Source organism: Aestuariibaculum sp. YM273 (assembly GCF_030908365.1).
GTDB classification, from domain to species: domain Bacteria; phylum Bacteroidota; class Bacteroidia; order Flavobacteriales; family Flavobacteriaceae; genus Aestuariibaculum; species Aestuariibaculum marinum.
This window is the reverse complement of sequence record NZ_CP133090.1, coordinates 541,614-562,746: the sequence shown is the minus strand read 5'-3', so window position 1 is coordinate 562,746 and position 21,133 is coordinate 541,614. Positions and strand designations below refer to the sequence as shown.

Here is a 21,133-nt window from a genome sequence, read left to right as displayed (position 1 = left end):
GCATTCCATCTGACATTAAAAACAAATAAAAATTAACAGATGAAAAAAAATAATTTCCTCTATATATTATGCTGTGGTATCTTAGGTTTGTCCCTAATGATGTCTTGTAATAATGATATCGTATTTCCTGATCCAGGATTCGAATTGTCTGATAAAAGAGTATCGGTAAGACGTGATACTGCCGATTATTACGATATTAAATTTAAAATGAACGTGCCTAATAAAGTGGCTAAAATTGAAATTTTAGAAGCTAGAAATTATGAGGTAATGGACGAAGTTACCGAGTATAATGGTAAAACCAATTTTAGTTTTAACTATCGTGTGGATTTAACCCCGTACGAAAAAGATACCTCTTTAGTGTATATTATTAAAGTTACCGATAAGGACGAAAGAAGTGTTAACACCGGTATGCGTATCGATGTAAAACCATTCTCGTTTCCTACTATAGCACTTGTTGGTGGTCAAAACATCGCTGTGGCAGCACCAGCATACTACTTAAAAGGAATTGTAAATACGGGTTTAAATACCATCGCAAACATTAAATTAGTATTTAATGGTGAGCAACAATACGAATTTAATGCCGATCCAAATGATCCGAAATCCGAAATGACTTTAAATGAACTTGTATTTTTCGGAAATCTTGAACTTGGGCAGGTTTACGATTTAGATGTTGTTATTGAAGATGATAAAGGACAGGTTTCAACAACAACCGTTACCGTTCGTAAAACAGATTTTATTAAAAAGCCGAAACAAATTATTTATACGCGTTACGATGAGGGGCAACGTATTTATAATTTCACCTACGACGAACAAGAAAGGATAAGTACAATGGATTTTATCTTCCCTAACGGAAATAACCATTACCACGAATATTCTTATAACGACTTGGGCATGGTTGATACTATTATGTGGAGATCGGGCTACCCAGAAGGAACAATGACCAAAAATTATAGGTATTTCCAATATACTGAAGGAACAAAACTTGTAGAATCTGTTACTCAAAAAAGTTTCGATTACGAAGAAGGTGAACTAACAGGTGAAAGCGATATCAGTGTTAGAGTAAGAGATATTATTTACGACGCAAACGGTAAATTGCTTTCGTTTAGAACGTCAAGCAACGTTACCAACTTAACGTACTTAGATCCATTTAATTTAGGTGAAAATGTTTTTGCAGAGTATTTCCAGACGAATAGTTATATAAGTTCAAGTAGAAGACAACGCAGAACAGAATTCGACCCAGTATTATCGCCGTTATATACAGAAGCTATTCCGCCATTCCCAATAACGTCAGATCAGGCGTTACCTGTAATGACCGATTTATTCTGGCATAAGTATATTCCAATTGAAACAATTCCTAACAGTAGTACATGGAATGACCGCGATTTATTTTATCCTAGTTATTCGTATGAAACCGATATAGAAGGAAATATTACAAAAATAAATTTCGTTTATAACGGAGGACAATGGTATGAAAAAGGATACATATCATCATATACATTTGTGTATTAAAAATGAATATAAAAATTGGTTTAAAGGCCTATAACCTAACACAGGTACAATAGAGAGTAAACCATTAATTTTCGAGTGTTTTTAGTTTAAAGGTATTGACAACTATAGTTATCAATACCTTTTTTTTTATTCAAAAATACCTACTTATATAATGATATGTTTTCGTTTTTTAGGATGTTGTTTTGTGTGAAAATTATGTTAAAAACCTGATGGTGTAATTTCTCAATACCTTGATATTCTGTGTTTTTTAATGTTTTATTTAAGACGGCATTGCGTAAAAACCTTTTTTCAATGTCACTCTAAACGGGTATTTATGCGTCTTTACAATAAAGGCATATTTTATAATTAACATATGTGCCTTTTAAACTAAACCATTTAATAAAACAATATGAAAAAAGTATTAGTTTCTGGAGTGTTATTATTGTTGCTAAGTGTAACACAAGTTTTTGCACAAGGCATCGATTTTCAACATATAACGCTTGAAGAAGCCCTTCAAAAGGCAGAAAAGGAAAATAAGTTGGTGTTTATCGATTTTTACACCACCTGGTGTGCACCTTGTAAGTCCTTAGCAAAATTTGTGTTCCCGCTAGAAGAGGTAGGAGTCTTATATAATAAAGAGTTTGTAAGTATAAAGTTAGATGCCGAAAAGGAAGGTCTAACTGCAGCAAGAAAATATGGAGTAACCAGTTACCCGACATTAATGTTTTTAAATCCAGAAGGTAAAGCGGTTTACAAAGAAACAGGTGCCTTACCTAAAGAAAAATTAATAGAATTAGGTCATAAAGCGGTGGCATCAGTTAGCAGCGAATATAGCCTGGTAAAATTGCGTGAAGAGTTTCCAAATCGCCAAAATGACGAACATTTCTTAAGAATTTATATCGATAAAATGATTGAGTATGGCCAAAGTCCAGATTCTGGTATTGAGGCTTGGCTAAAAGTTCAAACCGAAATCGAGGAAGACGATGTGGACATGATGGAATTCTTATTAAATCATGCGAATTATCTTGTTGCCGAGGGGAAAGCTGAAGCTGTTTTTAATGCTAATTTTGATGAATACATGGATATCGCCACGTTCATGGAAGAAAGAAGACTTGATAATATTAGAGTTGGTTTTGTTAATAAAACCCTTCTAATGGCAAGAAATAAAAAAAGTGAAGAATTAATGAAAACTTTTCTTGATAAGTGGTACACTCTTCCGGATGATTTTAAAAAGAAGTCAGATATTAAAGTATTCGAAATGGAATATTTAAGAATGCTTGATGATAAAAAAGGGTACACAAAGTTGGCACAAACCTATATAGATAGTTTAATGGCAGCTAATACTGTTCAGGTTGTTAAAAAGGAAGATCAAGAAAGCTATGCAGAATATAAGAAACAGTTTGATGAACGACCTAGTAAATATGGACAAATACAATTAGAAAAATACGAAAGAGGCATAAGAGCAACTTCAGTACTTTATCAGGTTGATGCTTTTGTTAGATCTTATTTTAAATATTTAGGAGCAACTAAGAAAAATTACAAAACTGTTAAGAAGTGGATAGATTATGGGAATGAATTGGTAGATAAGGGTAGCTATTTAATGGCTAGCTTAGAATCCGATATTCTAAATCAACTTGGAAAGAAAAAAGAAGCTCTAGAATTAAAACAATTCGCTTTCGAAAACTGGCCGGAAAAGGATAAATATCGTGTGGCAATCCAACGTCAGTTAAATAAAATGAAAAAAGATTTAAGCATTTAATAAATTACAAAGTAAGACAAAATGAAAAAACTATTTAAACTAGTATTAGCCGTGGCGCTTATGCCAGTAATGTTAAATGCACAAGGCATTGTATTTGAAAAAGGAAGCTTTAATGAAGCCCTTAACAAAGCAAAAAAGGAAAATAAATTACTGTTTATAGATGGTTACGCTGTATGGTGTGCGCCATGTAAACGCATGGAAAAAACCGTATTTACCGAGGAAAATGTAGCATCATTTGTTAACGAACATATGGTGTCGTTAAAGGTAGATGTTGAACATGGTGAAGGTCCAAAAATTAAAAATAAATACAGAATTCACTCACTGCCAGGTTTTGTGTTTCTTAATGGAGACGGTGAAGTTGTATACAGAATAACGTCTTCAATGGAGGCCGAAGAATTTTTAGAAGAAGCTAAAACTGCAGTAGAATTTAAGAACGATCCCAACAGTATTGGAAGACTGGCAGAAAGGTATGATGAAAAAAAGAATGATGAAGCTTATTTAAAATTGTATCTAGATAAACTTCTTGCTGCTAAAGTGCCAAATTACGTTGATGTTTTAGAACAGTATTTAAGCATACAAACAACGATTGATGTGTCTAGCAAAGACATGGTGTATTTTTTAGCAGATCATATGAGTCAGATTGTAGTAGGTGGACAAGCCGATAATATTATCGATAACAATATTAAAACGGAGGCATGGAAAAAGTATGTCCGTAAAGACATTCGTGCCAAGTACTTAAAGCTTCCTAAACAAATGGTTGAAAGAACTACCGAATATGCCATTCAAAAAAGAGATACTACAAAATTGGAATTAGCCTTAACGGAAGCTCAAAGCTCTGGTTTAATTGTTGGAGATATTAAAGACCATAGAAAAAGAGTTTACACTTATTATTATTTGAATGTAGGAGAAGGTGAGGCGTACAAGAATTTAGTACATGATGATAACGTAGCCTTGATTGAATCAATCGATCAGGAGGGATTAAGAGAAAGTTATTTAGCTCTAAAAAAGCGTATAGAAGGCGGCGATGTGATGGCGAAAGGTATTATTCACCATTCAACAAAATTTAGTGGTCAAATTATGGATATGGCTAAAAAGTATGCTCGATTTGCTAAATCAGAAGAAGAGCAGGCCGAAGTATTAAGCTGGATTAAGGTAGCAAATTATATTAAACCTGAAGATGCTTTTGTTTTGAGAGATTACGCTAATATTCTATATAAATTTGGTAAAAAAGAAGAAGCATTGTCGTTTATGGCCGATGCTGCAAAATTTGCAAAGGAAGCCGATTCAAAAAGAGCAGTCAGTATTATTACCGACTACGAAGATATGAAAGCGGAAGCTAAGCTATCTCTGTAATTAATTCTAAAATTAATTTTTTAAAATGAAAATTAGTGTAAAACACTTAATGTTTTCCCTAAGTATATTTTTAGTTTCTGCCCAATGTTTTGGGCAGAACTTGTTTATGCCCGAGGGTGTAACGTATAAAAAACTTGATAATGGGTTTTCATATTACTTGTTACCCGAAGATAGTGAGCGTGGCAAAATAACCGTAAATCTTATTTCTACAGTTGGATCCCTTGTGGAAAAACCAGACGAACGCGGTGTGGCACATTTTATAGAGCACATGGTTTTTAAAGGAAGTAAAAACTATCCAGGATCCAATACCATGAAGGTTCTGGATAATATGGGACTCCGTATAGGGAGAGATTATAATGCCAGTGTTAATAGTACCAAAACCGAATATCATATAAACATTCCAGAAGGTAAATGGGATTATTTAAAGCAAACCTTGCTGCTCATGAAAGATTGGGTGGGCGATTTAGAAATGGGTGAGGAATCGTTTAAAATTGAACAAAAAGTTGTTATTGAAGAAATACGTAAACGACGTTCAAAGCTTTCTCCTTATTTAAACGGCACCATTTTAGAAGGACACGGCGGTTTAGGAACCGAAGAACAAATAAACGGTATTACAGCCGAAAGAGTTAAGGCCTTTTACAAGAAATATTATAAACCACACCAGTTTGCTTTAGTGATTCAAGGGAAGGTAAACGAGAAAAAAGTAGCTCGATTTATTGAAAATCTGTTCTCTAAGATTCCAAAGTCCTTAAATGAATCGCAACGAAATTATATCGATTTATCGAATACAACCGTTGTAGATCCTAACTACGTTTCGGTACTTTCTCCAGAAATACCTTCGTTAGTCTTGGCTTTTAAATTTCCTAGTTATGCGTTAAATAATAAAGCGGCTTTTAAAAGGAATTTTATGGAGTATCTATTAAGTAAGATTTTAGAGAACCGTTTGGCTTCATATCCTAATAGAATGTTAAACGGTACCAAAGTGAATACATCGGAAATTTTACCGGGTACGGCCATGTTTAATGTTAGGCTTAAAGGCAATAAATCGATAACTTATACCGAGATGCTTCATAGTTTTTGCGAGGTGGTTGCCGAAGCCCAAACGAATGGATTTAATCAAGACGAAATTAATTTCTTTATCCAAGAGTATATCAATAACATCACTGAAAAACAAAGTGATAGTTTTATGACCTTAGCTGAAGTCGAAAAACACTTTTTAAGAGGAGAGGTGCCTTTAGATAAAGAACAACGATTAGCTTTATTAAATGCGATTCAACAGGACTTAAACCCAGAAGCGTTTAAAACATTACTACATGCGTTTACCAATTATAGCAAAACGATTTTGTTCGATAGCTCTTTAAAGGCCTGGAATAAAGATTTCAACGAAAGTTATATCTTAAATAAAATTGATAATATAGACAGCGAAGAAATTCAGCATGAAACATTTAAATTTTCAGAACCAAACCCAACATTTGTTAAACGAAACAAAGCTAATTTACCAGCTATTGAGTTAGCAGGCCTTTTACCTAACGCCATTGTAAGTAAAAAGGAAATCGGAGTTAATTTGTATTCGCTTACTTTTAATAATGGCCTGACAGTATTGGTAAATAACGACAAAGAGGCGCGTTCGCAAATTCGTTTAATATCAAAATTAGGACTTAAAAATTTGCCGGAATCCGATAGGGTGGTGTTTAAAGAAGCTATCGATTTACTCAATTACCAATTTAATGGACTATCTGGAAAAGCATCCAGAGGCTTATTACGCCGATATATGTTCGCAGCAAGAGGTGAAGTTAATAAACATTATTTCGAGTTTGAACTTCGAGGCAACAATACGCACTTAAACTATGAAAATTTACTAAAAGGGTTTTATTTAATAATGGCAAGGGAAAGCCTACCAGATTCTGAAGATTTTTTAAATGCTTTGAAGAAAAAATCAGCATTAAAAAGTTTAGAAAAGACAGATTTTAATGACGATTTAGTACAACGTTTATTCGGTTATAATCAAACATTTAAACGCAGTTTTAACAATGCTTATGTGTATGTGGGCGGTAATCTTCCTGAAAATATAGATGCTTTAATTGCAACTTACATTGGTGGTATTTCTAAAGTTGAAGAGCCTCATGGTCAAGGTGTTGTATTACAGGATTTCAACGATTTGGAACCAAAATATATTGAAGAAGCCAGAGGAAAAATCCAGAAACGCGCTTCATTTATATTTAAAGATAAATTGGAACGAAATTATACGCTTAAAGATCAATTAATAGCCGATGCCATTGCCGAATACGGTTATGCTCAAATTTTTGAAATTTTAAGAAAAAAACACGGTTTAATTTATTCCTTAGGTGCCGATGCCTACGGAAATAAGGAAAGCAAAACATCAACCGTTAGTTTGCGTTATATAGCCGATAATAATAATTTGGAGCGTTGCAAAGCCGTTATGATTAATGACATTTTGAAACCTATGCGTTCAGGAATCATTTCAAAAGAAGATGTTGCTATAAGTAAAGCAAAGGTTAGTAGTAAAATGCAATTGTATTTTTACGACGAAAATGTGTTGAGTGATACCTATTTGAAGAATGCTTTGAAATATGGACGACTCTTAAAAATAGACGATCTTGAAAAGGAAATTAAAAATATCCAAGGAAAAGATATTCAACAATTAATGAAGCGTTTAATTCAATGGAGTGAAAATAATTTTTAATTACCATAGAGATAATTTTGCTATCAAAAGTGTAAAAACAAAAAATTGTAACTAATTATAAAAGCTGCTCCTATTACAGGGAGTAGCTTTTTTTTATTATTTGTCACTCTTTAGGCCAAAAAATGCGTCTTATTAATATACGCTTTGGTATATCCAAAGACCTAAACTTAATAAAACTATATGAACAAGAAAGCATTAACATTCCTATCATTTTTACTAATTGCTGTTTTAAATGTATCGGCACAGGGTATAAATTTTCAACATATATCTTTTGAAGAGGCTCTAGAAAAAGCCAAAACCGAAAATAAACTAGTGTTTATAGATTTTTACACCTCGTGGTGTGCCCCTTGTAAATTAATGGCAAGAGATGTGTTTCCTTTACCCGAAGTAGGCGCCGTTTATAACAAACAATTTGTAAGTTTAAAGTTAGATGCCGAAAGAGAAGGCGCTAAAGTGGCGGCTAAATATAAAGTCACATCTTACCCTACATTTTTATATTTAAAAAGCGACGGCACAGTGGCCTTAAAAGACACGGGTAGAATGCCAACCCAAGATTTTATTAAAAATGGAGATAAAGCTGTAGCATCGATAGATAGTGAATACAGTTTAGAAAATTTAAAGGCAACATTCCCTAACAAACAAAACGACGAACATTTTCTAAAAATGTACATAAAGAAAATGCAAGGATACGGTCAGGACATAACCGATGGTATTAACGCCTGGTTAAAAGTTCAAACCGAAATGAAAGAAGATAGCCAGGAGATGATGAATTTTATCATGAAAAACATGCGGCTTTTTGTACTAGGCAGTGAAGGACATAGAATTTTAAACGATAACTATAATGCTTATGCTAAATTGGCAACGGGGCATAATGCAAGATTTTTACCCTTCTCTTATGCTCAAATATTAAAAAGCACAAAAAAGGTAGCGCTGCAAAAAGGAGATAAAGTTCTTTTAAAAGAATATATAGAAGCTTATAAAAAGCAACCTGAAGAAGATATTAAAAAGGATGAGTTAGTCAATGCGCAATTGTCTTATTACGCCATGACTAAAGATGGCGAAAACTATAAGGCATTAACAGAAACTTATGTGGACGAAGTAATTAAAGAAAACCCGGTTTCTAAGGTTCATACAGACGATTTAAAAACCTATGCCATGTACAAAAAAGGGTATGACAACGACCCTATTCCTGCGAGAGAACGTATGCTTGCCTCAGCAAAAGATGGTATGAAGGCCAATAAAATACTTAAAGATTTAACCAGTAAAGGGAAAGCGTATTTACACCGTGTAAACACCAAAAAGGAATATAAAAAACTAGATTCATGGGTTAAATACGGTTATAAATTAAAACCGGAAAATTGCTATATGGACGACCTCATGGCTAAAATTTATACAAAAAAGGATAACCTAAAAAAGGCAGTTTTTTATAAAGAAAGAGCTCTTAAAAACTGGCCAAAAGACGATAAGAAATTTGTAAATAAAGAATACGAATTAGAACAACTAAGAAAGCAAGCTAGCTAGGCTAGTTTTTTTAAATACAAACAGCATCCCAAATTTCCCCAAAGGCGGCTATTTTGTTAAAGAATAGCTGCCTTATTAAATTCAAAAGACATGTATAAAAATATAATATTAACACTAAGTGTTTTATGCACTTTTGTGCTGGTCGCACAGGGTCAAATCGATTTAAACCAGCAAGTACCATTTTCTAAAGATTTTAGAATAGGCGTATTACCAAACGGATTAACCTATTATATAAAACACAATGAAACCCCTAAGGATAAAGCAAGTTTTTACCTGTATCAAAATGTAGGAGCTGTTTTAGAGAATGATAATCAAAATGGGTTGGCTCACTTTTTAGAGCATATGGCCTTTAACGGAACCACACATTTCCCTGGCAATACTATGATCGACTGGTTGGAGCAAAAGGGTTTAAAATTTGGTAAGGAAATTAATGCATTTACGTCGACTAATAAAACCGTATATAATATTAGTAATTTACCTGTTACTAACGAAAAAAACATCGATTCTTGCTTGTTAATTTTAAACGATTGGTGTAACGAATTATCACTAACCAATCAAGAAATCGATGCCGAGCGTAACGTTATTCAGGAAGAGTGGAGGCAACGTTACAATGCTAATTACAGGCTCGATCAACAATTAAAAGGGGTTAAATATAACCATAGTATTTATTCAAATCGCGATGCTTTAGGAAGTATGGATGTGGTTAAAAACTTTAAATATAAAGCACTTAAAGATTTTTATCACGATTGGTACCGCACCGATTTGCAAGCTATTGGTATTGTAGGTGATTTTGATGTAGATGTAGTTGAAGAAAAAGTAAAAACTTTGTTTTCTAAAATTCCAGCCATAAAAAATCCTAAGGAACGTATTTATATTAAGATTCCAGATAATGAAAAGCCATTATACAAAGTAGCAACCGATAAAGAGGTAAAAGATATAACCTTAACGCTGCAAATAAGACATTTTTATAAAAAAGACAATTCTCAAGAACAACTCAGAGAATCTTTGGTACACGGCTTTTTCAATATATTATTAAATCAGAGATTAAAAGAGCTTCAGTTTAAAGGCAAAACATCTTTTTCTTCGGCGAGAGCCTTATATGCCGATTTCGAAAAAAATTATAAAGTTTTCAATATTAATTTTAATTCCGCAGAAGCAAACCTAGAAAAGGCTTGGAAACAGGTCTATTCTGAAATACAACGTGTAAGTCAGCATGGCTTTACTCAAAATGAATTGAAGCGAGTAAAAAACATGATGCTCGAAAAAAATGAAGGTAAAGCCAATGGTAAATCTAAAGTAAGTTCAGTTGGATATTGTAAAAATATTATGGAGGCTTATTTAGATGGTATTGCGATTCCAGATACCCAGTTTAATTACGAATTCGCGAAGAATGTAATACCTACAATAACGACTCAGGAATTAACTGCACTTGTAGATCAATTACTCACTAAACAGAATAGAGTATTTACTTTTACGGCGCCCGAAAAGGCGCATCTAAATTTACCATCTTTAGAAGAACTTCAAAATATAATGGTTCAGGTTGAGGGAAGTGCCTTGAAACCTTATGTTGAAGACAAACCAGTTAATATTGCGTTGTTAGATACCACCCCAAAAGGAGGTAAAATAGTTAACGAAAAATTACTGAAAGGTTTTAAAGCTGTAGAATGGCAATTATCTAACGGTGCTACAGTGGTGTACAAAATAAGTGGTACTAAAAAGGGACAACTGGAATTAAATGCTGTAAGTCCTGGAGGAGCCTCGTTATACAAAATTGAGGATTTACCGTCGTTACAGGCTGTTAGTTTGGTTAATAAATACGGCATAGGTGATTTGGACGCCGATACCTATAGAAAAGCCATGAAAGGCAACTCTGCTAAATCTAATGTAAGTGTCGAAAGTTATTTTGAAAAGATTTCCGCTTCAGCTTCAAACAAAGATATCGAGACTTTGTTCCAATTGGTTTTTATGCATTTTGAAACCCCGCGATTCGATAAAAATAAATTCGATGAGGTGATGCGAGGTAATTACTCGAGTTTAAAAAATGAGGAAATTAATCCGAATACCATTATTGGTAAAGCTTACAAAACGCTGGCAGCAAATGGCGACCCACGCTATTTTGAATTTAATAAAACGTATTTAGATCAAATTAATTTCGAAAGATCGAAAGAAATATATAATGAACGCTTTAGTAATCCTGGTGATTTTAACTTTTACCTCATTGGCGACGCACCTTTTAAAACAGTAAAATCTTTGGTTGAAACCTATATCGGCGCCATTACACCTAGTGCTGGTACGGAAAGCCCGGTGATGTTGAAAAATTATTTCCCTAAAGGCTTAAATAAACACGTGGTTAAAGTGCCTATGCAAGCACCTAAATCTACTGTAGTTATCAAAATGCAAAAGGAGATAGAGTACAACAGAAATCAAATTGTACATCATAAAGTGTTAGCCGACGTTTTAAACATGGTATTAATCGAAAATATTCGTGAAAAAGAAGGAGGCGTTTATACCATTGGCGTAAATGCAGGTGATATGCGTATGCCAGTGCCAATGTTGAATATGGATATATCTTTTATGTGTGACCCTGCAAATGCCCCACGTTTAAATGATTTGGTTTTTGCTGAATTAGAACATATAAAACAAGAAGTAAATCAATCCGATTTAGAAAAAGTTATTTTAAATTTAAAGCAGTCCAGACCTTATTTAAAGCGCTCTAACAGGTATTGGATGAAAACTTTGGAAACCTATTATAATTACGGTGAAAACATGATGGTTCCAGAATATTATGATGATATTTTAGAAAAAGTAACAACCGAAGATATTAAGAAAGCTGCACAAAACTTTTTTAATAGTGCTAATACTTTAGATATTATTTTTCTTCCGAAAGATGAGTAGTTTATAAATCGTTTAATTGTAGTCGACAAAAAAAGCCAGTGCATTTGCACTGGCTTTTTTGATTTTGTTTTTAGCAAATTAAAGTGCTTTATGATCAAGTTCTTTAATTATACGTTCTTTTGTTGGGTGCAACAGAATTAAATAAAGTACTATAAGTATACCAAACAGTATAAAATCTTCCTTTAATATTAATATTATGAAAGCAGCACCTTCAAGTATAGCCCAACGAACAATGGCAGCTGTTTGATATATGGCCATATTATCTTCTAACTTAGGTTTTATCTCGGCCGATTTTAATTGCGATTTAAAAAGGAAGTTACTTAAAAGGTATGCGCCAATAGGTACTAATAGGTATAAAATTGAATTTTGATTAATTTCCGGAAGCTCGAAAATCCTAGTAGAACTCCAGTTGCCTAATACGTAATACGCTACTATAACACCTGCACAAATGCCAAAATGTATAATTTTAATCGTTTTTAACTTTTCATTCATGGGATATTGAGTTATGTTGCTTATCAAGCAGATATACTTTCTTTTTTCAAGGCTTTATTTGCAGCTTTAAAACTTAATCCAACAAAAATTAAAATAACACCAAAAGTTAAATAATCCCAGTTAGCAAGTAAACGGTTTCTTCCCATTTCTGAAAATAATACATTTAGAATATTTCCAATGATAAAGCCAAACCCAGAGATAAAAAATAATTTGTTCAACAAAATTAATAGTAAATTGATTTCCACTTTGGGAGCGTTATCTACTTTGTTAATAAACTTATCTTTCAAAAAATTGATGATAAGAATAATGGTATAAATTAAAATTACTGCAATAACAAGTTTTACAAAAAGGAGGGCGTAAGTGTTTAAAATATTACTGTTTAGATTGAATGCTTCCGAAGTTTTCATTAGTTGAATTGAAATTTCATGATTAGTTAAGCCAACTAATATATGATAATTTTAGGATGTAGGAATTGTTTCGTGTACAAAAAGGAAAAACCTTAATTTTTAAAAAGACTTTTAATGATATTTATTGGGTAGACTATTTGGCTAAAAAGTACAATAAACGAAACCAGATAAATGGCATTAGTTAAATGGTCGCCAGCATTGTATTGCATAATAGAAACTCTAAGACAAATGGATATAATCCAAATGGTGAATATGCCCCCAAATGTTAAGGTTATGTGCAGGATGCTTAAGGGTTGGTATAAGCATTTTTCAGCTTTATGCATAATCCAGTATCCTAAACCCATAAATGCAAAAGCAATAGTTATTGATAGAAATAATTGAAAGCGACTGAAAATGTAATAGGTGTCGTATACATTAAACTGCATGGTATCGTTTCTACTATATGCTGCGTTTAAAATAATGATTGGTATGGAGAGCCAAAATACCAGATAGGGACGGTCTAATAGTTTGTACAACATGTCAAGTAGGTTTTGGTTTGGGTTAGGGCCGTGTATGATTTTATACATTCACAAACCAAAAGTAAAAAACACGACAGTATTTTCGTATAATATGTTAATTTTTTCGTTAAACGGTAGATAGTGATATCGTTAAGATGTAATTTGTTGAACTATTTCAGGCTCTCAACGATGGTACGAAAGGTTAAATTAATCCTGGGTGTTTTAATGAGTTTAGTCGGTGGAAGTCGATGTAGCCAGTGGGTTTGAGTGTCGTCTTTCATAATGAGTAAGCTCCCATGTTCTAAAATCAATTCAACTTTTTTCTTAGTGTCTTTGTGCTTAAAAGCAAATTTACGCTCGGCACCAAAACTTAAAGAGGCAATAGCTCCGTTCTTTTTTAAATCTTTTTCACCATCGCTGTGCCAGGCCATGCCTTCACTGCCGTTGTGATAAAGATTAAGTAGGCAGGAGTTAAAGGTTTCACCTGTTTTCTGTTCAATTAAGGTTTTTAAGTCTAATAAACTTTTAGTCCACGGTAGGGCATGTTTAGTGGTATTCGAATACGTGTAAGAAAATGGTTTTTCGCCGTACCAGGCTACTTTGCGTTTAGTTACAATCCGTTTTCCAAAAATAATAGCTTCATCGTTTCGCCATTCTATATCCTCTAAAAGATGGTTTATATAGTTGTCGGCAGCTTTTTTATTTAAAATATAGCCATAATAGTTTACCGTTCCATCGTATGGAAGCCAGTTTTTAGAATGGTCTATTTCTGGTTCAAAAAGATTCATAGCTTATAAAATAGTCTTCTCATATAGATTATAAGTCGAAAGCGGTAACGTTTTCTTCCCAACTTTATTAAAGCCTAAGTTTTCGTAATATTTACAGAGTTTCGGGTTTTTAGAGTCGGCATCCAAACGAAGAAATTTACGTTGCTTACTTTTTGCCTGTCCAGCAATAGCTTCTAAAACTAGTTTACCCAGGCCTGAACCATTATAGGCTTCTTTTACTATTAATGAATGCACATACAATGCAGGTTCCTTTTGTTCTCCCCAATATAAAATATCCTCATTTAAAATACGAACCATGCCTATTGTAGCATGGTTCGTATTTTTTATAAAAAAGTATTCGTTCTTGTTAATACCGTCTTGAACCCATTCAATTTTTTCAGCTGGTGGATTTTTCCAATATTGCCAATGATCGATGTGTTTCTTGGCAATTTTTTCAGCAGCCTCTTTAAATAAGTTTAAAACGGTGGGTAATTCATTATGGAGCACTTGATGAAAGGTTATTGTCATTTAAGTTATTTTTTCTTGTTGCCTTTGCCTGGATTATTCTTTTTGTCGTTACCGGAACTGCCTTTAAACTTTTTGCCTTTATACTTTACCAGATGGTCGTTATTGTATTTTTGTGGCGAATCGCTATTCAAATCTAACTCTATTTTAGCCGCTCTACCTAAGTCGAAACTAGCATATAGCGAAGGTAACTTAGCACTTACACGCCAATTATCACCACTTAAATAGATGTATGAATTCTTCTGTAAATCGTAATAAAAGTTACGATCTGGGAAGTATATGTGTCTGGTTTTTGCATTATACCCATGTGCCGGAGCCCATTTTGGTGGCTGGCTGTAGCCTTCAAAAGAGAAGGAGAGAGTTAAAGCTAAAAAGAAAATAAATGTAAGTAATCCGTGTTTTGTTTTCATTGTCTGTTAATTTTATGGGGTTAACTGTTTTTTGTAGTTACAATATTTTAATTGTATGACCTGTAACATCTAAATTTGGGGCTTTAAATGGAAAAACTAAGATAGTTAATTTTAATGTATTTTTTGGCTTAGCCGTTTTTCAGTTTTCTTATAAAGGTATTCCATAATAAAACATACGGCAATAATGGTAATAGCGATAATAACACCTATGAGGTTAGATTTGAATTGCTGACTAATTAAAATTACGAGGGCAACCATGCAAAGGATGAAGCCTAAAAAAGGAATGATTTTATTTCCGTTAATGGCTTTCGAAAGTTTAAAGCCTACATAATTAACCACTCCAAAAATGAGCAGGAAACCAACACTTCCAGCGGTTGATATGCTTTCCAATTTTAATACGTTTACTAAAACCAAAGTACTTAAAGCTGTGATTAATAACCCTATGGGTTGATTCCAGAATTTCGATAAAAAGTGATGTGGTAGTTCGTCGTCTTCAGCAATTTCATAATTCACACGACTACCACCATACAATGAGGCATTAATAGCAGAAAAGGTTGAGATTAATGCAGCAATAGTTATTATGCTAAATCCTATTTTACCGAGCATAGGTTTGGAAGCTTCAGCTAAAGCATAATCTTGTGCATCGGCAATTTGTTTAAAAGGTAAAGACCCAACGGTAACGAAAGCAATAATAATATACAGGATAATGACAAAAAAAACCGAGTAATAATAGGCTTTCGGTATGTTTTTAACTGGGTTTACAATATCGGGAGCAGCATTAGCAATCAGTTCAAAACCTTCATAAGCCACAAAAATAACCATGCCTCCTGCAAATAATTTTACCGGAGTTTCCCATTCTGAAATCGCTAATTGTGTCATATTAGTGTTTCCAAATAAACCATAGATACCAATACCAATAAAGCCAAGAAGTATAATGAGCTTTATAATAACTGCATAAGATTCTATTTTGCCAACCACCGTAATACTGTAATAATTTATAGCAGTGGCTAAGGCGATTATGGCACTTGCGTAAATATGAAAATCTAATATTTTACTGGTTGTTAAGGTGAAAAGGTTAGGGGCATACGAACCAAATGCTGAAGCATAGAGTGAGAGCATGATAATATAACTTACCCAAAGTAAATTATTCACAGCACCACTAAAGACCGATTTACCAAACCCTTGATTTATGAACTTAACCGTACCGCCACGGTCAGGATAAGCTTTAGAAAGGTTAACATAACTATACGAGGTGATTAATGCCAATAATCCAGCCAGTAAAAAGGCAACTGGTGTTCCGCCTTTAGCCAAAGATACGGCAAGCCCTAATACCGCAAAAATACCACCGCCTACCATACCGCCTATACCAATAGATATGGCTTCTTTAAGTCCAATGTTAGCTTTAGGTTTACCCATTAATTAATCATTAGGGTAGACTTTATTCCATTCGGTTTTCATATCAATAATGGTCCATCCGCGTCTCAAGGCGACTTCCATGCCTTTTTCTAACGTTCCCATAGCGGTATGTTCATCGTATAAAAACTCGCGATCGCCATCGGTATGATTTACATAAATTAGGAGATGAGGTAACGGATTTGCAGTATCACAATACTGCATCATTTCCAAATCGCCATCAGAGTTTCCTCCAATTAATATGGGTTTTTTACCAATAAACTTACTAATGGCAATCACTTTACCTTCATGGTCGTCGTTGAAGTCAAAATCAGTCGTTTGTACTACCCTTATAGAATCCCCTTGTTTTAAAACGTCTCTTTTAAAGGAAGAACCGATAATCTGTTCTTTAGGAATACCATAAATCTCAGGGGCCCATGCTCGCATAAATTCCTGACTGCCACCTGAAACAATGTATATTTTAAATTGATGAGCCCTCAAATAATCTAATAGCTCCAGCATGGGCTGATAAACCAGTTCTGTATATGGTTTTTTCATAACCGGATGTTTCGCAGAGGACAGCCAATCGGTTACGACGGTATCAAAATGGTCTACATTTTGTGTAGCTTGAGCGGTACCTACAAGTTTAAGAACATCTGCGGTATGGAATGTTTTTATAGTTTCAAGGTCATCTTCAATAACGGCTTTAAAAGGTTGTTCCGTTGACCACTCCGGGTGATCTTTAGCTAATTCCTTAATTCTATCTAACACAAAAAAGATTTGAGAAGGCAGCGGTTGTTCTACCCAAAGCGTACCATCATTGTCAAAACAGGCAATACGGTCTTCCGGTTTTACATAACTATTACTTGTAGAGTCTGAAATAGCTTCAACGAACGTAATAATATCGGTTTTTGAAGTGCCTTCGTTAAAGGAGGGTAAGGCATCAATTACTCCTGTAACTGAGTTTGTACTGTTGCTTTTATTTTGTTGTTTACAAGACCAATTTAAATGAGATGCTGCCAGTAAAACAAAAAGTAAGATGGCATTTTTAGAAAATGATTTCATGATTTTTATAGAATAGGTATTCCATAAAGATAAAAGAAAAATAAGAATTAACCTATACTCTTTGAGGACTATACGCTGTATGCTTAAATTATGTTCTTAATATTTTTTCCATGGACTTACCTCTGGCAAGTTCATCAATAAGCTTATCGAGATACCGAATTTTTTGCATTAAAGGGTCTTCAATAACCTCCACACGGTAACCGCAAATCACTCCGGTAATTTTAGAAACATTAGGATTAAGCCGAGGTGCTTCATTAAAGAACGTTTCAAAATCGGTTTTGTTCTTTAGGATGTTTTCGAAATCAGTGTTATTATAACCTGTTAACCAGAAAATAATAATGTCCACCTCTTCTTTGGTCCGTCCTTTTTTCTCAGCCTTATTTATATAGTGCGGATAAACACTGGCAAAAGAGGTGCTAAATATTCTGTGTTTTGTCATAACAGTTTATTATTCTACAATTAAATTTTTGTTTTTAGGATATTTTACGGTGTAGTGTAATTCAAAGTCTTTTTTGTCGTTAGGTGAAATATTAAACTCCCATTTTAGTTCGCCAGTGTCGGTATCAAATTTAGCTTTAGAAGATTCTACAATATCAACTTTAATTTCATCTGATTTAGACACAGGAACTTGGTCTAATACCACCATTTTTATGGTTTTAGATTTATTGTTCTTAATAGAAATAGTCCACGCTCTGGATTCTTCTTTTTTAGTGCCTACAAATTTTTTAGAGGTATAATCGGTTATTTTTTCTCTATTGATACTAACATTTTTATCTCTACCCAGTGAAATTTCCAGAGTGTCGCTGGCAAATCGGGTGTCGAGAATGGTTTTTCCAATAAAGGTGTTTTCAAAGAAAATATTAGCTTCTCCTTCCAGTAAACTATATTGTTCCCAATTACTTATGTTAGCTACTAAATAGGCCTCTTTTTCAATTTTAGGCACAGAATAGTATTGATAGTCTGCTGGTAATTTGTAATTCACCATATCTACAGCATAACTCTTATTATCTGAGTTGATGGTATATGGTATATCGACTTCAAATTCTACCGTAGTTTGATTTTCAGTTTTTTGCATAGGTATGGCCTTGCTTTCTGCACGCTCGCTTTTTGAAATGGAGAGACCGGGAGCTCTATTTGCCAAAACACTACCGACAGCGCGGGATTTTTTTTGACTTCCATAGCCAACAACCACGACTTCTTCTAACTTTTCTTGAGATTCAATAAGCCTAACGTTTAGTGTGGAACTTTTAATTGGTAATACTTTAGTTTCAAATCCTACATAAGAGAATTTTATAAGGCTTGAGTTATCAGGAACCGCTAATGAATAAAAGCCATCAAAATCTGTTGAAGTTCCAATTGAAGTTCCTTCAATCATTACGGTAACTCCCGGTAAAGGTAAATTATCATTACTACTGGTTACAGTACCAGAAACTTCATTAATGGATTTGTTGTATTGAGGTGGTGCCAGGTTGTAGCCCAGGTAATAAGTTCTTAGTTCGGGAGCAATGCCAGACAGGTTCGGGTTTGCCGATGAGAATTTTAATTTTACGTTTTTCCAATCAATTTTTGTGTCTTGTTTAATATTGGCTTTATATACAAGTTGAATAGGTTCATCAATATCTTTCGCCCGAATATCGTATGAAGGAAACCATCCAGCATTATTAACTACATAGGTAAGGGTTAAGTCGGTTTTTGTAGCCTGTTTAGCTTCAATTTTTACAATAATTTCTCCGTTAGCAAAATCTTTTTTACTGGTTAAAGTTTTTAACTGGTCTTCAAGATTACGTTGTTCTCTAATTAAATCACTTAATCCGTTTTTTATCTCTAGCTCTTTAAGTTTTAAACTAGTTAATTTGCTACTGTAAAAGTCTGAAGTAGTTTTTAAGTCGTTAACGTTTAGTGTGCGGTCCCTGCCTCCAATCTGTCTGTTTTCATTTAAAAAAGCAATTTCTTCATTAATGATTGCAATTTGAGTTTTTTCAACATCAATCTTGTCTTCCACATCTTCTAAGGCTTGTTCTAAATCGTTAAGTTCTTTAGATTTTTCTAATTTATCTACAAAGTTTTGTTGATGGTTCACGCCGAGAACGGTAACATTTCCAAGGGCTTTTACCTGAATACTTTTGTTTTGAATAAAAGGTGACAGATTGTTGAATTTTAAAAGTGATACTCCCGATTTTAAAGTCAATTCTTTTTTTCGCGTTATTTGAGCACCTTCTATAAAAACGGTAACCTCACTAACTTCTGTAGTGACAGGTATGATATTGGGCTCTTGAGCATTATTATAATTGAAAATTAGAAGGAATAGGAGTAAGAGATATTTGTTCATGTCAATCTTATTGCAGGATTAGTTAGATGTAATTAATTTTACTTGTTTAAATATAGTAAAACTTTACTTACGGTTTATGGAGTTGTTTTAATGCTTTATTGTTTTGAACTGTATTTATCGTGAAGCCCAATGCCATTTAGAATATTATCAGCACATTTTTCAATACGTGATAATCGTGTTGCAGACTGTTTAGCTCCTGAAAAGTAAAGAATATAACCGCGCTGCCAGCCAGGGGTTAACGATTCAAATGCTGATTTTAATACCGGATCTTCATCAAACTTTTGTTTGAGTTCTTCTGGTAGTGGCTCCGGCTCCTTTTTTAAGGGAATGCTTAAGCCTTGTTTTTCAATTTCTATAGCTTCAAAAATGTAAGCTTTAATATCAGGTGCTAGAGTTTTAACTTCCTCGTTATCCGTAAATTTTAAGAGTCTTACAGCTTGTGAGTTTGGGCCGGGAGGAACCAGCAGATTTTTAGTATCTTTTATTAAAACGCCTTTAAAAAAACTTATGCAGCAAAAGTTTTTATAAGCACTTAGCATGATAACGTTAGTGTTATTGTAGGTGTAACAGGGTACACCCCATTTAGAGGTTGCGGTTAATCCACATTCTAAAATAATATGACGTAATGCGATAAGTTCGCTATCCCAATTATGGACTTTACAATCCGGAGTGCTCGCAAGTGAGCATCTACCGCAGCCATTTATAAAGTAGGTTTCCACATCGGTAGTCATCATGATTTGTAGTGTTTGAAAACTAAGATACTAACTTAATCACGAATAAAAAAAGCCTTAATGGGAGTAGAGATATGGCTAAAAACTTTATAAAACCTATTTTGCCATTTCCTGTGTTAACAAACTGTCTATAAACTGTTGTTCGGTGTATTTTTGATCTTTAGGAGAATGACTGTTAGACATGTATAAATATGGGATAGAATCTCCTTGGTAGAAGTAATAACTATTATCTTGAAATCCGCCATTCCAGCGATCTGGAGAAAAGATGCGAATCTTGTTGCTAAGGTATAACGATTGGTCTAGGTGTATCACATTTTCATTTGATTTTAATTCTTTACTAAAGAGGTCTGTTTTACTAAATCTATCCATGGAATTTTCTTTAACATCATAAATAATTAAAATATACTCTTTGTCTGTTGTAAAATGAATATCGTTAGTACTATTCATGTATTTAAAACCAATATAACCTACAGTACATAATACTAACTCGATTACAAAAATGATATGGTAAGGCGTACTTTTAATGAAGAATCGATCTAAAACATACATGGCAAAAATAAAAACCACAATAGGAATGACCATAATGGGATAAAGAATCATCGGGCTTTCATATGTGAGTCCTATGTAAATAGATTGTATGGCGACTGCGATGCCTAATAATGTAACGATGGTGAATGGGGTAACCGGATAAACCCAGGATTTAAGTCTTTTTAAAGCTGCCATGACTTGTTATATTTAGCATGAAACTAACCCCTATACTAAAGGTACGAAATATAGAGGAGGTTTACTATTAAAGTG

General features: G+C 33.7%; 18 protein-coding genes. 6 read left to right on the top strand and 12 right to left on the bottom strand.

Annotation, left to right across the window (positions count from 1 at the left end; genetic code table 11):
* The first annotated feature begins 39 nt into the window (after window positions 1-39).
* From RBH94_RS02410 to RBH94_RS02385, 6 genes are all read left to right on the top strand, one after another.
* Entirely contained in the window at window positions 40-1,509 is a 1,470-nt protein-coding gene (locus RBH94_RS02410; protein ID WP_307882221.1) for a hypothetical protein, read from the top strand.
* 388 nt (window positions 1,510-1,897) lie between these two features.
* Window positions 1,898-3,247, top strand: coding sequence for a thioredoxin domain-containing protein (locus tag RBH94_RS02405; RefSeq protein WP_307882220.1), 1,350 nt, complete (start codon window positions 1,898-1,900; stop codon window positions 3,245-3,247).
* A 21-nt stretch (window positions 3,248-3,268) separates the two neighbouring features.
* Window positions 3,269-4,600, top strand: a complete 1,332-nt coding sequence (locus RBH94_RS02400; protein ID WP_307882219.1) for a thioredoxin fold domain-containing protein — start codon at window positions 3,269-3,271, stop codon at window positions 4,598-4,600.
* Window positions 4,601-4,625: 25 nt separating this feature from the next.
* Window positions 4,626-7,304, top strand: a complete 2,679-nt coding sequence (locus RBH94_RS02395) for a M16 family metallopeptidase (protein WP_307882218.1) — start codon at window positions 4,626-4,628, stop codon at window positions 7,302-7,304.
* Between the two features lie 180 nt (window positions 7,305-7,484).
* A complete protein-coding gene (locus RBH94_RS02390) occupies window positions 7,485-8,825 on the top strand; it encodes a thioredoxin family protein (protein WP_307882217.1) in 1,341 nt (446 codons plus the stop codon).
* Window positions 8,826-8,915: 90 nt separating this feature from the next.
* A complete protein-coding gene (locus RBH94_RS02385; RefSeq protein ID WP_307882216.1) occupies window positions 8,916-11,720 on the top strand; it encodes a pitrilysin family protein in 2,805 nt (934 codons plus the stop codon).
* Between the two features lie 78 nt (window positions 11,721-11,798).
* Here RBH94_RS02385 and RBH94_RS02380 read toward each other — a convergent pair whose 3' ends face one another.
* The 12 genes from RBH94_RS02380 to RBH94_RS02325 form a co-directional block, all read right to left on the bottom strand.
* Window positions 11,799-12,212 (bottom strand): MFS transporter, encoded by a 414-nt coding sequence (locus tag RBH94_RS02380; protein ID WP_307882215.1) that lies wholly within the window; start codon window positions 12,210-12,212, stop codon window positions 11,799-11,801.
* A 23-nt stretch (window positions 12,213-12,235) separates the two neighbouring features.
* Window positions 12,236-12,619 carry a hypothetical protein gene (locus tag RBH94_RS02375; protein ID WP_307882214.1) on the bottom strand — a complete coding sequence of 128 codons (384 nt, stop codon included), beginning with the start codon at window positions 12,617-12,619 and terminating at the stop codon, window positions 12,236-12,238.
* Between the two features lie 92 nt (window positions 12,620-12,711).
* Complete coding sequence (locus RBH94_RS02370) at window positions 12,712-13,137, bottom strand: hypothetical protein (protein ID WP_188223548.1); 426 nt, start codon at window positions 13,135-13,137, stop codon at window positions 12,712-12,714.
* A gap of 149 nt (window positions 13,138-13,286) precedes the next feature.
* Entirely contained in the window at window positions 13,287-13,904 is a 618-nt protein-coding gene (locus tag RBH94_RS02365) for an alpha-ketoglutarate-dependent dioxygenase AlkB (RefSeq protein WP_307882213.1), read from the bottom strand.
* 3 nt (window positions 13,905-13,907) lie between these two features.
* Window positions 13,908-14,411, bottom strand: coding sequence for an N-acetyltransferase (locus tag RBH94_RS02360; RefSeq protein WP_307882212.1), 504 nt, complete (start codon window positions 14,409-14,411; stop codon window positions 13,908-13,910).
* Window positions 14,412-14,416: 5 nt separating this feature from the next.
* A complete protein-coding gene (locus RBH94_RS02355; protein ID WP_188223551.1) occupies window positions 14,417-14,818 on the bottom strand; it encodes a hypothetical protein in 402 nt (133 codons plus the stop codon).
* 111 nt (window positions 14,819-14,929) lie between these two features.
* Window positions 14,930-16,234, bottom strand: coding sequence for an APC family permease (locus tag RBH94_RS02350; protein ID WP_307882211.1), 1,305 nt, complete (start codon window positions 16,232-16,234; stop codon window positions 14,930-14,932).
* A gap of 3 nt (window positions 16,235-16,237) precedes the next feature.
* Window positions 16,238-17,275, bottom strand: coding sequence for an HAD family phosphatase (locus RBH94_RS02345; protein ID WP_307882210.1), 1,038 nt, complete (start codon window positions 17,273-17,275; stop codon window positions 16,238-16,240).
* Between the two features lie 88 nt (window positions 17,276-17,363).
* A complete protein-coding gene (locus RBH94_RS02340) occupies window positions 17,364-17,714 on the bottom strand; it encodes a DUF2200 domain-containing protein (protein WP_307882209.1) in 351 nt (116 codons plus the stop codon).
* A 9-nt stretch (window positions 17,715-17,723) separates the two neighbouring features.
* Window positions 17,724-19,604 (bottom strand): DUF4139 domain-containing protein, encoded by a 1,881-nt coding sequence (locus RBH94_RS02335; protein WP_307882208.1) that lies wholly within the window; start codon window positions 19,602-19,604, stop codon window positions 17,724-17,726.
* Between the two features lie 95 nt (window positions 19,605-19,699).
* Window positions 19,700-20,338, bottom strand: a complete 639-nt coding sequence (locus RBH94_RS02330; protein ID WP_307882207.1) for a YdeI family protein — start codon at window positions 20,336-20,338, stop codon at window positions 19,700-19,702.
* Between the two features lie 93 nt (window positions 20,339-20,431).
* Complete coding sequence (locus RBH94_RS02325; RefSeq protein ID WP_307882206.1) at window positions 20,432-21,058, bottom strand: hypothetical protein; 627 nt, start codon at window positions 21,056-21,058, stop codon at window positions 20,432-20,434.
* Window positions 21,059-21,133: the final 75 nt, after the last annotated feature.

Bases quoted from the DNA above. Each gene is read 5' to 3' on its own strand.
- RBH94_RS02410 (WP_307882221.1), top strand. From the start codon at position 40: ATGAAAAAAAATAATTTCCTCTATATATTATGCTGTGGTATCTTAGGT.
- RBH94_RS02405 (WP_307882220.1), top strand. From the start codon at position 1,898: ATGAAAAAAGTATTAGTTTCTGGAGTGTTATTATTGTTGCTAAGTGTA.
- RBH94_RS02400 (WP_307882219.1), top strand. From the start codon at position 3,269: ATGAAAAAACTATTTAAACTAGTATTAGCCGTGGCGCTTATGCCAGTA.
- RBH94_RS02395 (WP_307882218.1), top strand. From the start codon at position 4,626: ATGAAAATTAGTGTAAAACACTTAATGTTTTCCCTAAGTATATTTTTA.
- RBH94_RS02390 (WP_307882217.1), top strand. From the start codon at position 7,485: ATGAACAAGAAAGCATTAACATTCCTATCATTTTTACTAATTGCTGTT.
- RBH94_RS02385 (WP_307882216.1), top strand. From the start codon at position 8,916: ATGTATAAAAATATAATATTAACACTAAGTGTTTTATGCACTTTTGTG.
- RBH94_RS02380 (WP_307882215.1), bottom strand. From the start codon at position 12,212: ATGAATGAAAAGTTAAAAACGATTAAAATTATACATTTTGGCATTTGT.
- RBH94_RS02375 (WP_307882214.1), bottom strand. From the start codon at position 12,619: ATGAAAACTTCGGAAGCATTCAATCTAAACAGTAATATTTTAAACACT.
- RBH94_RS02370 (WP_188223548.1), bottom strand. From the start codon at position 13,137: ATGTTGTACAAACTATTAGACCGTCCCTATCTGGTATTTTGGCTCTCC.
- RBH94_RS02365 (WP_307882213.1), bottom strand. From the start codon at position 13,904: ATGAATCTTTTTGAACCAGAAATAGACCATTCTAAAAACTGGCTTCCA.
- RBH94_RS02360 (WP_307882212.1), bottom strand. From the start codon at position 14,411: ATGACAATAACCTTTCATCAAGTGCTCCATAATGAATTACCCACCGTT.
- RBH94_RS02355 (WP_188223551.1), bottom strand. From the start codon at position 14,818: ATGAAAACAAAACACGGATTACTTACATTTATTTTCTTTTTAGCTTTA.
- RBH94_RS02350 (WP_307882211.1), bottom strand. From the start codon at position 16,234: ATGGGTAAACCTAAAGCTAACATTGGACTTAAAGAAGCCATATCTATT.
- RBH94_RS02345 (WP_307882210.1), bottom strand. From the start codon at position 17,275: ATGAAATCATTTTCTAAAAATGCCATCTTACTTTTTGTTTTACTGGCA.
- RBH94_RS02340 (WP_307882209.1), bottom strand. From the start codon at position 17,714: ATGACAAAACACAGAATATTTAGCACCTCTTTTGCCAGTGTTTATCCG.
- RBH94_RS02335 (WP_307882208.1), bottom strand. From the start codon at position 19,604: ATGAACAAATATCTCTTACTCCTATTCCTTCTAATTTTCAATTATAAT.
- RBH94_RS02330 (WP_307882207.1), bottom strand. From the start codon at position 20,338: ATGATGACTACCGATGTGGAAACCTACTTTATAAATGGCTGCGGTAGA.
- RBH94_RS02325 (WP_307882206.1), bottom strand. From the start codon at position 21,058: ATGGCAGCTTTAAAAAGACTTAAATCCTGGGTTTATCCGGTTACCCCA.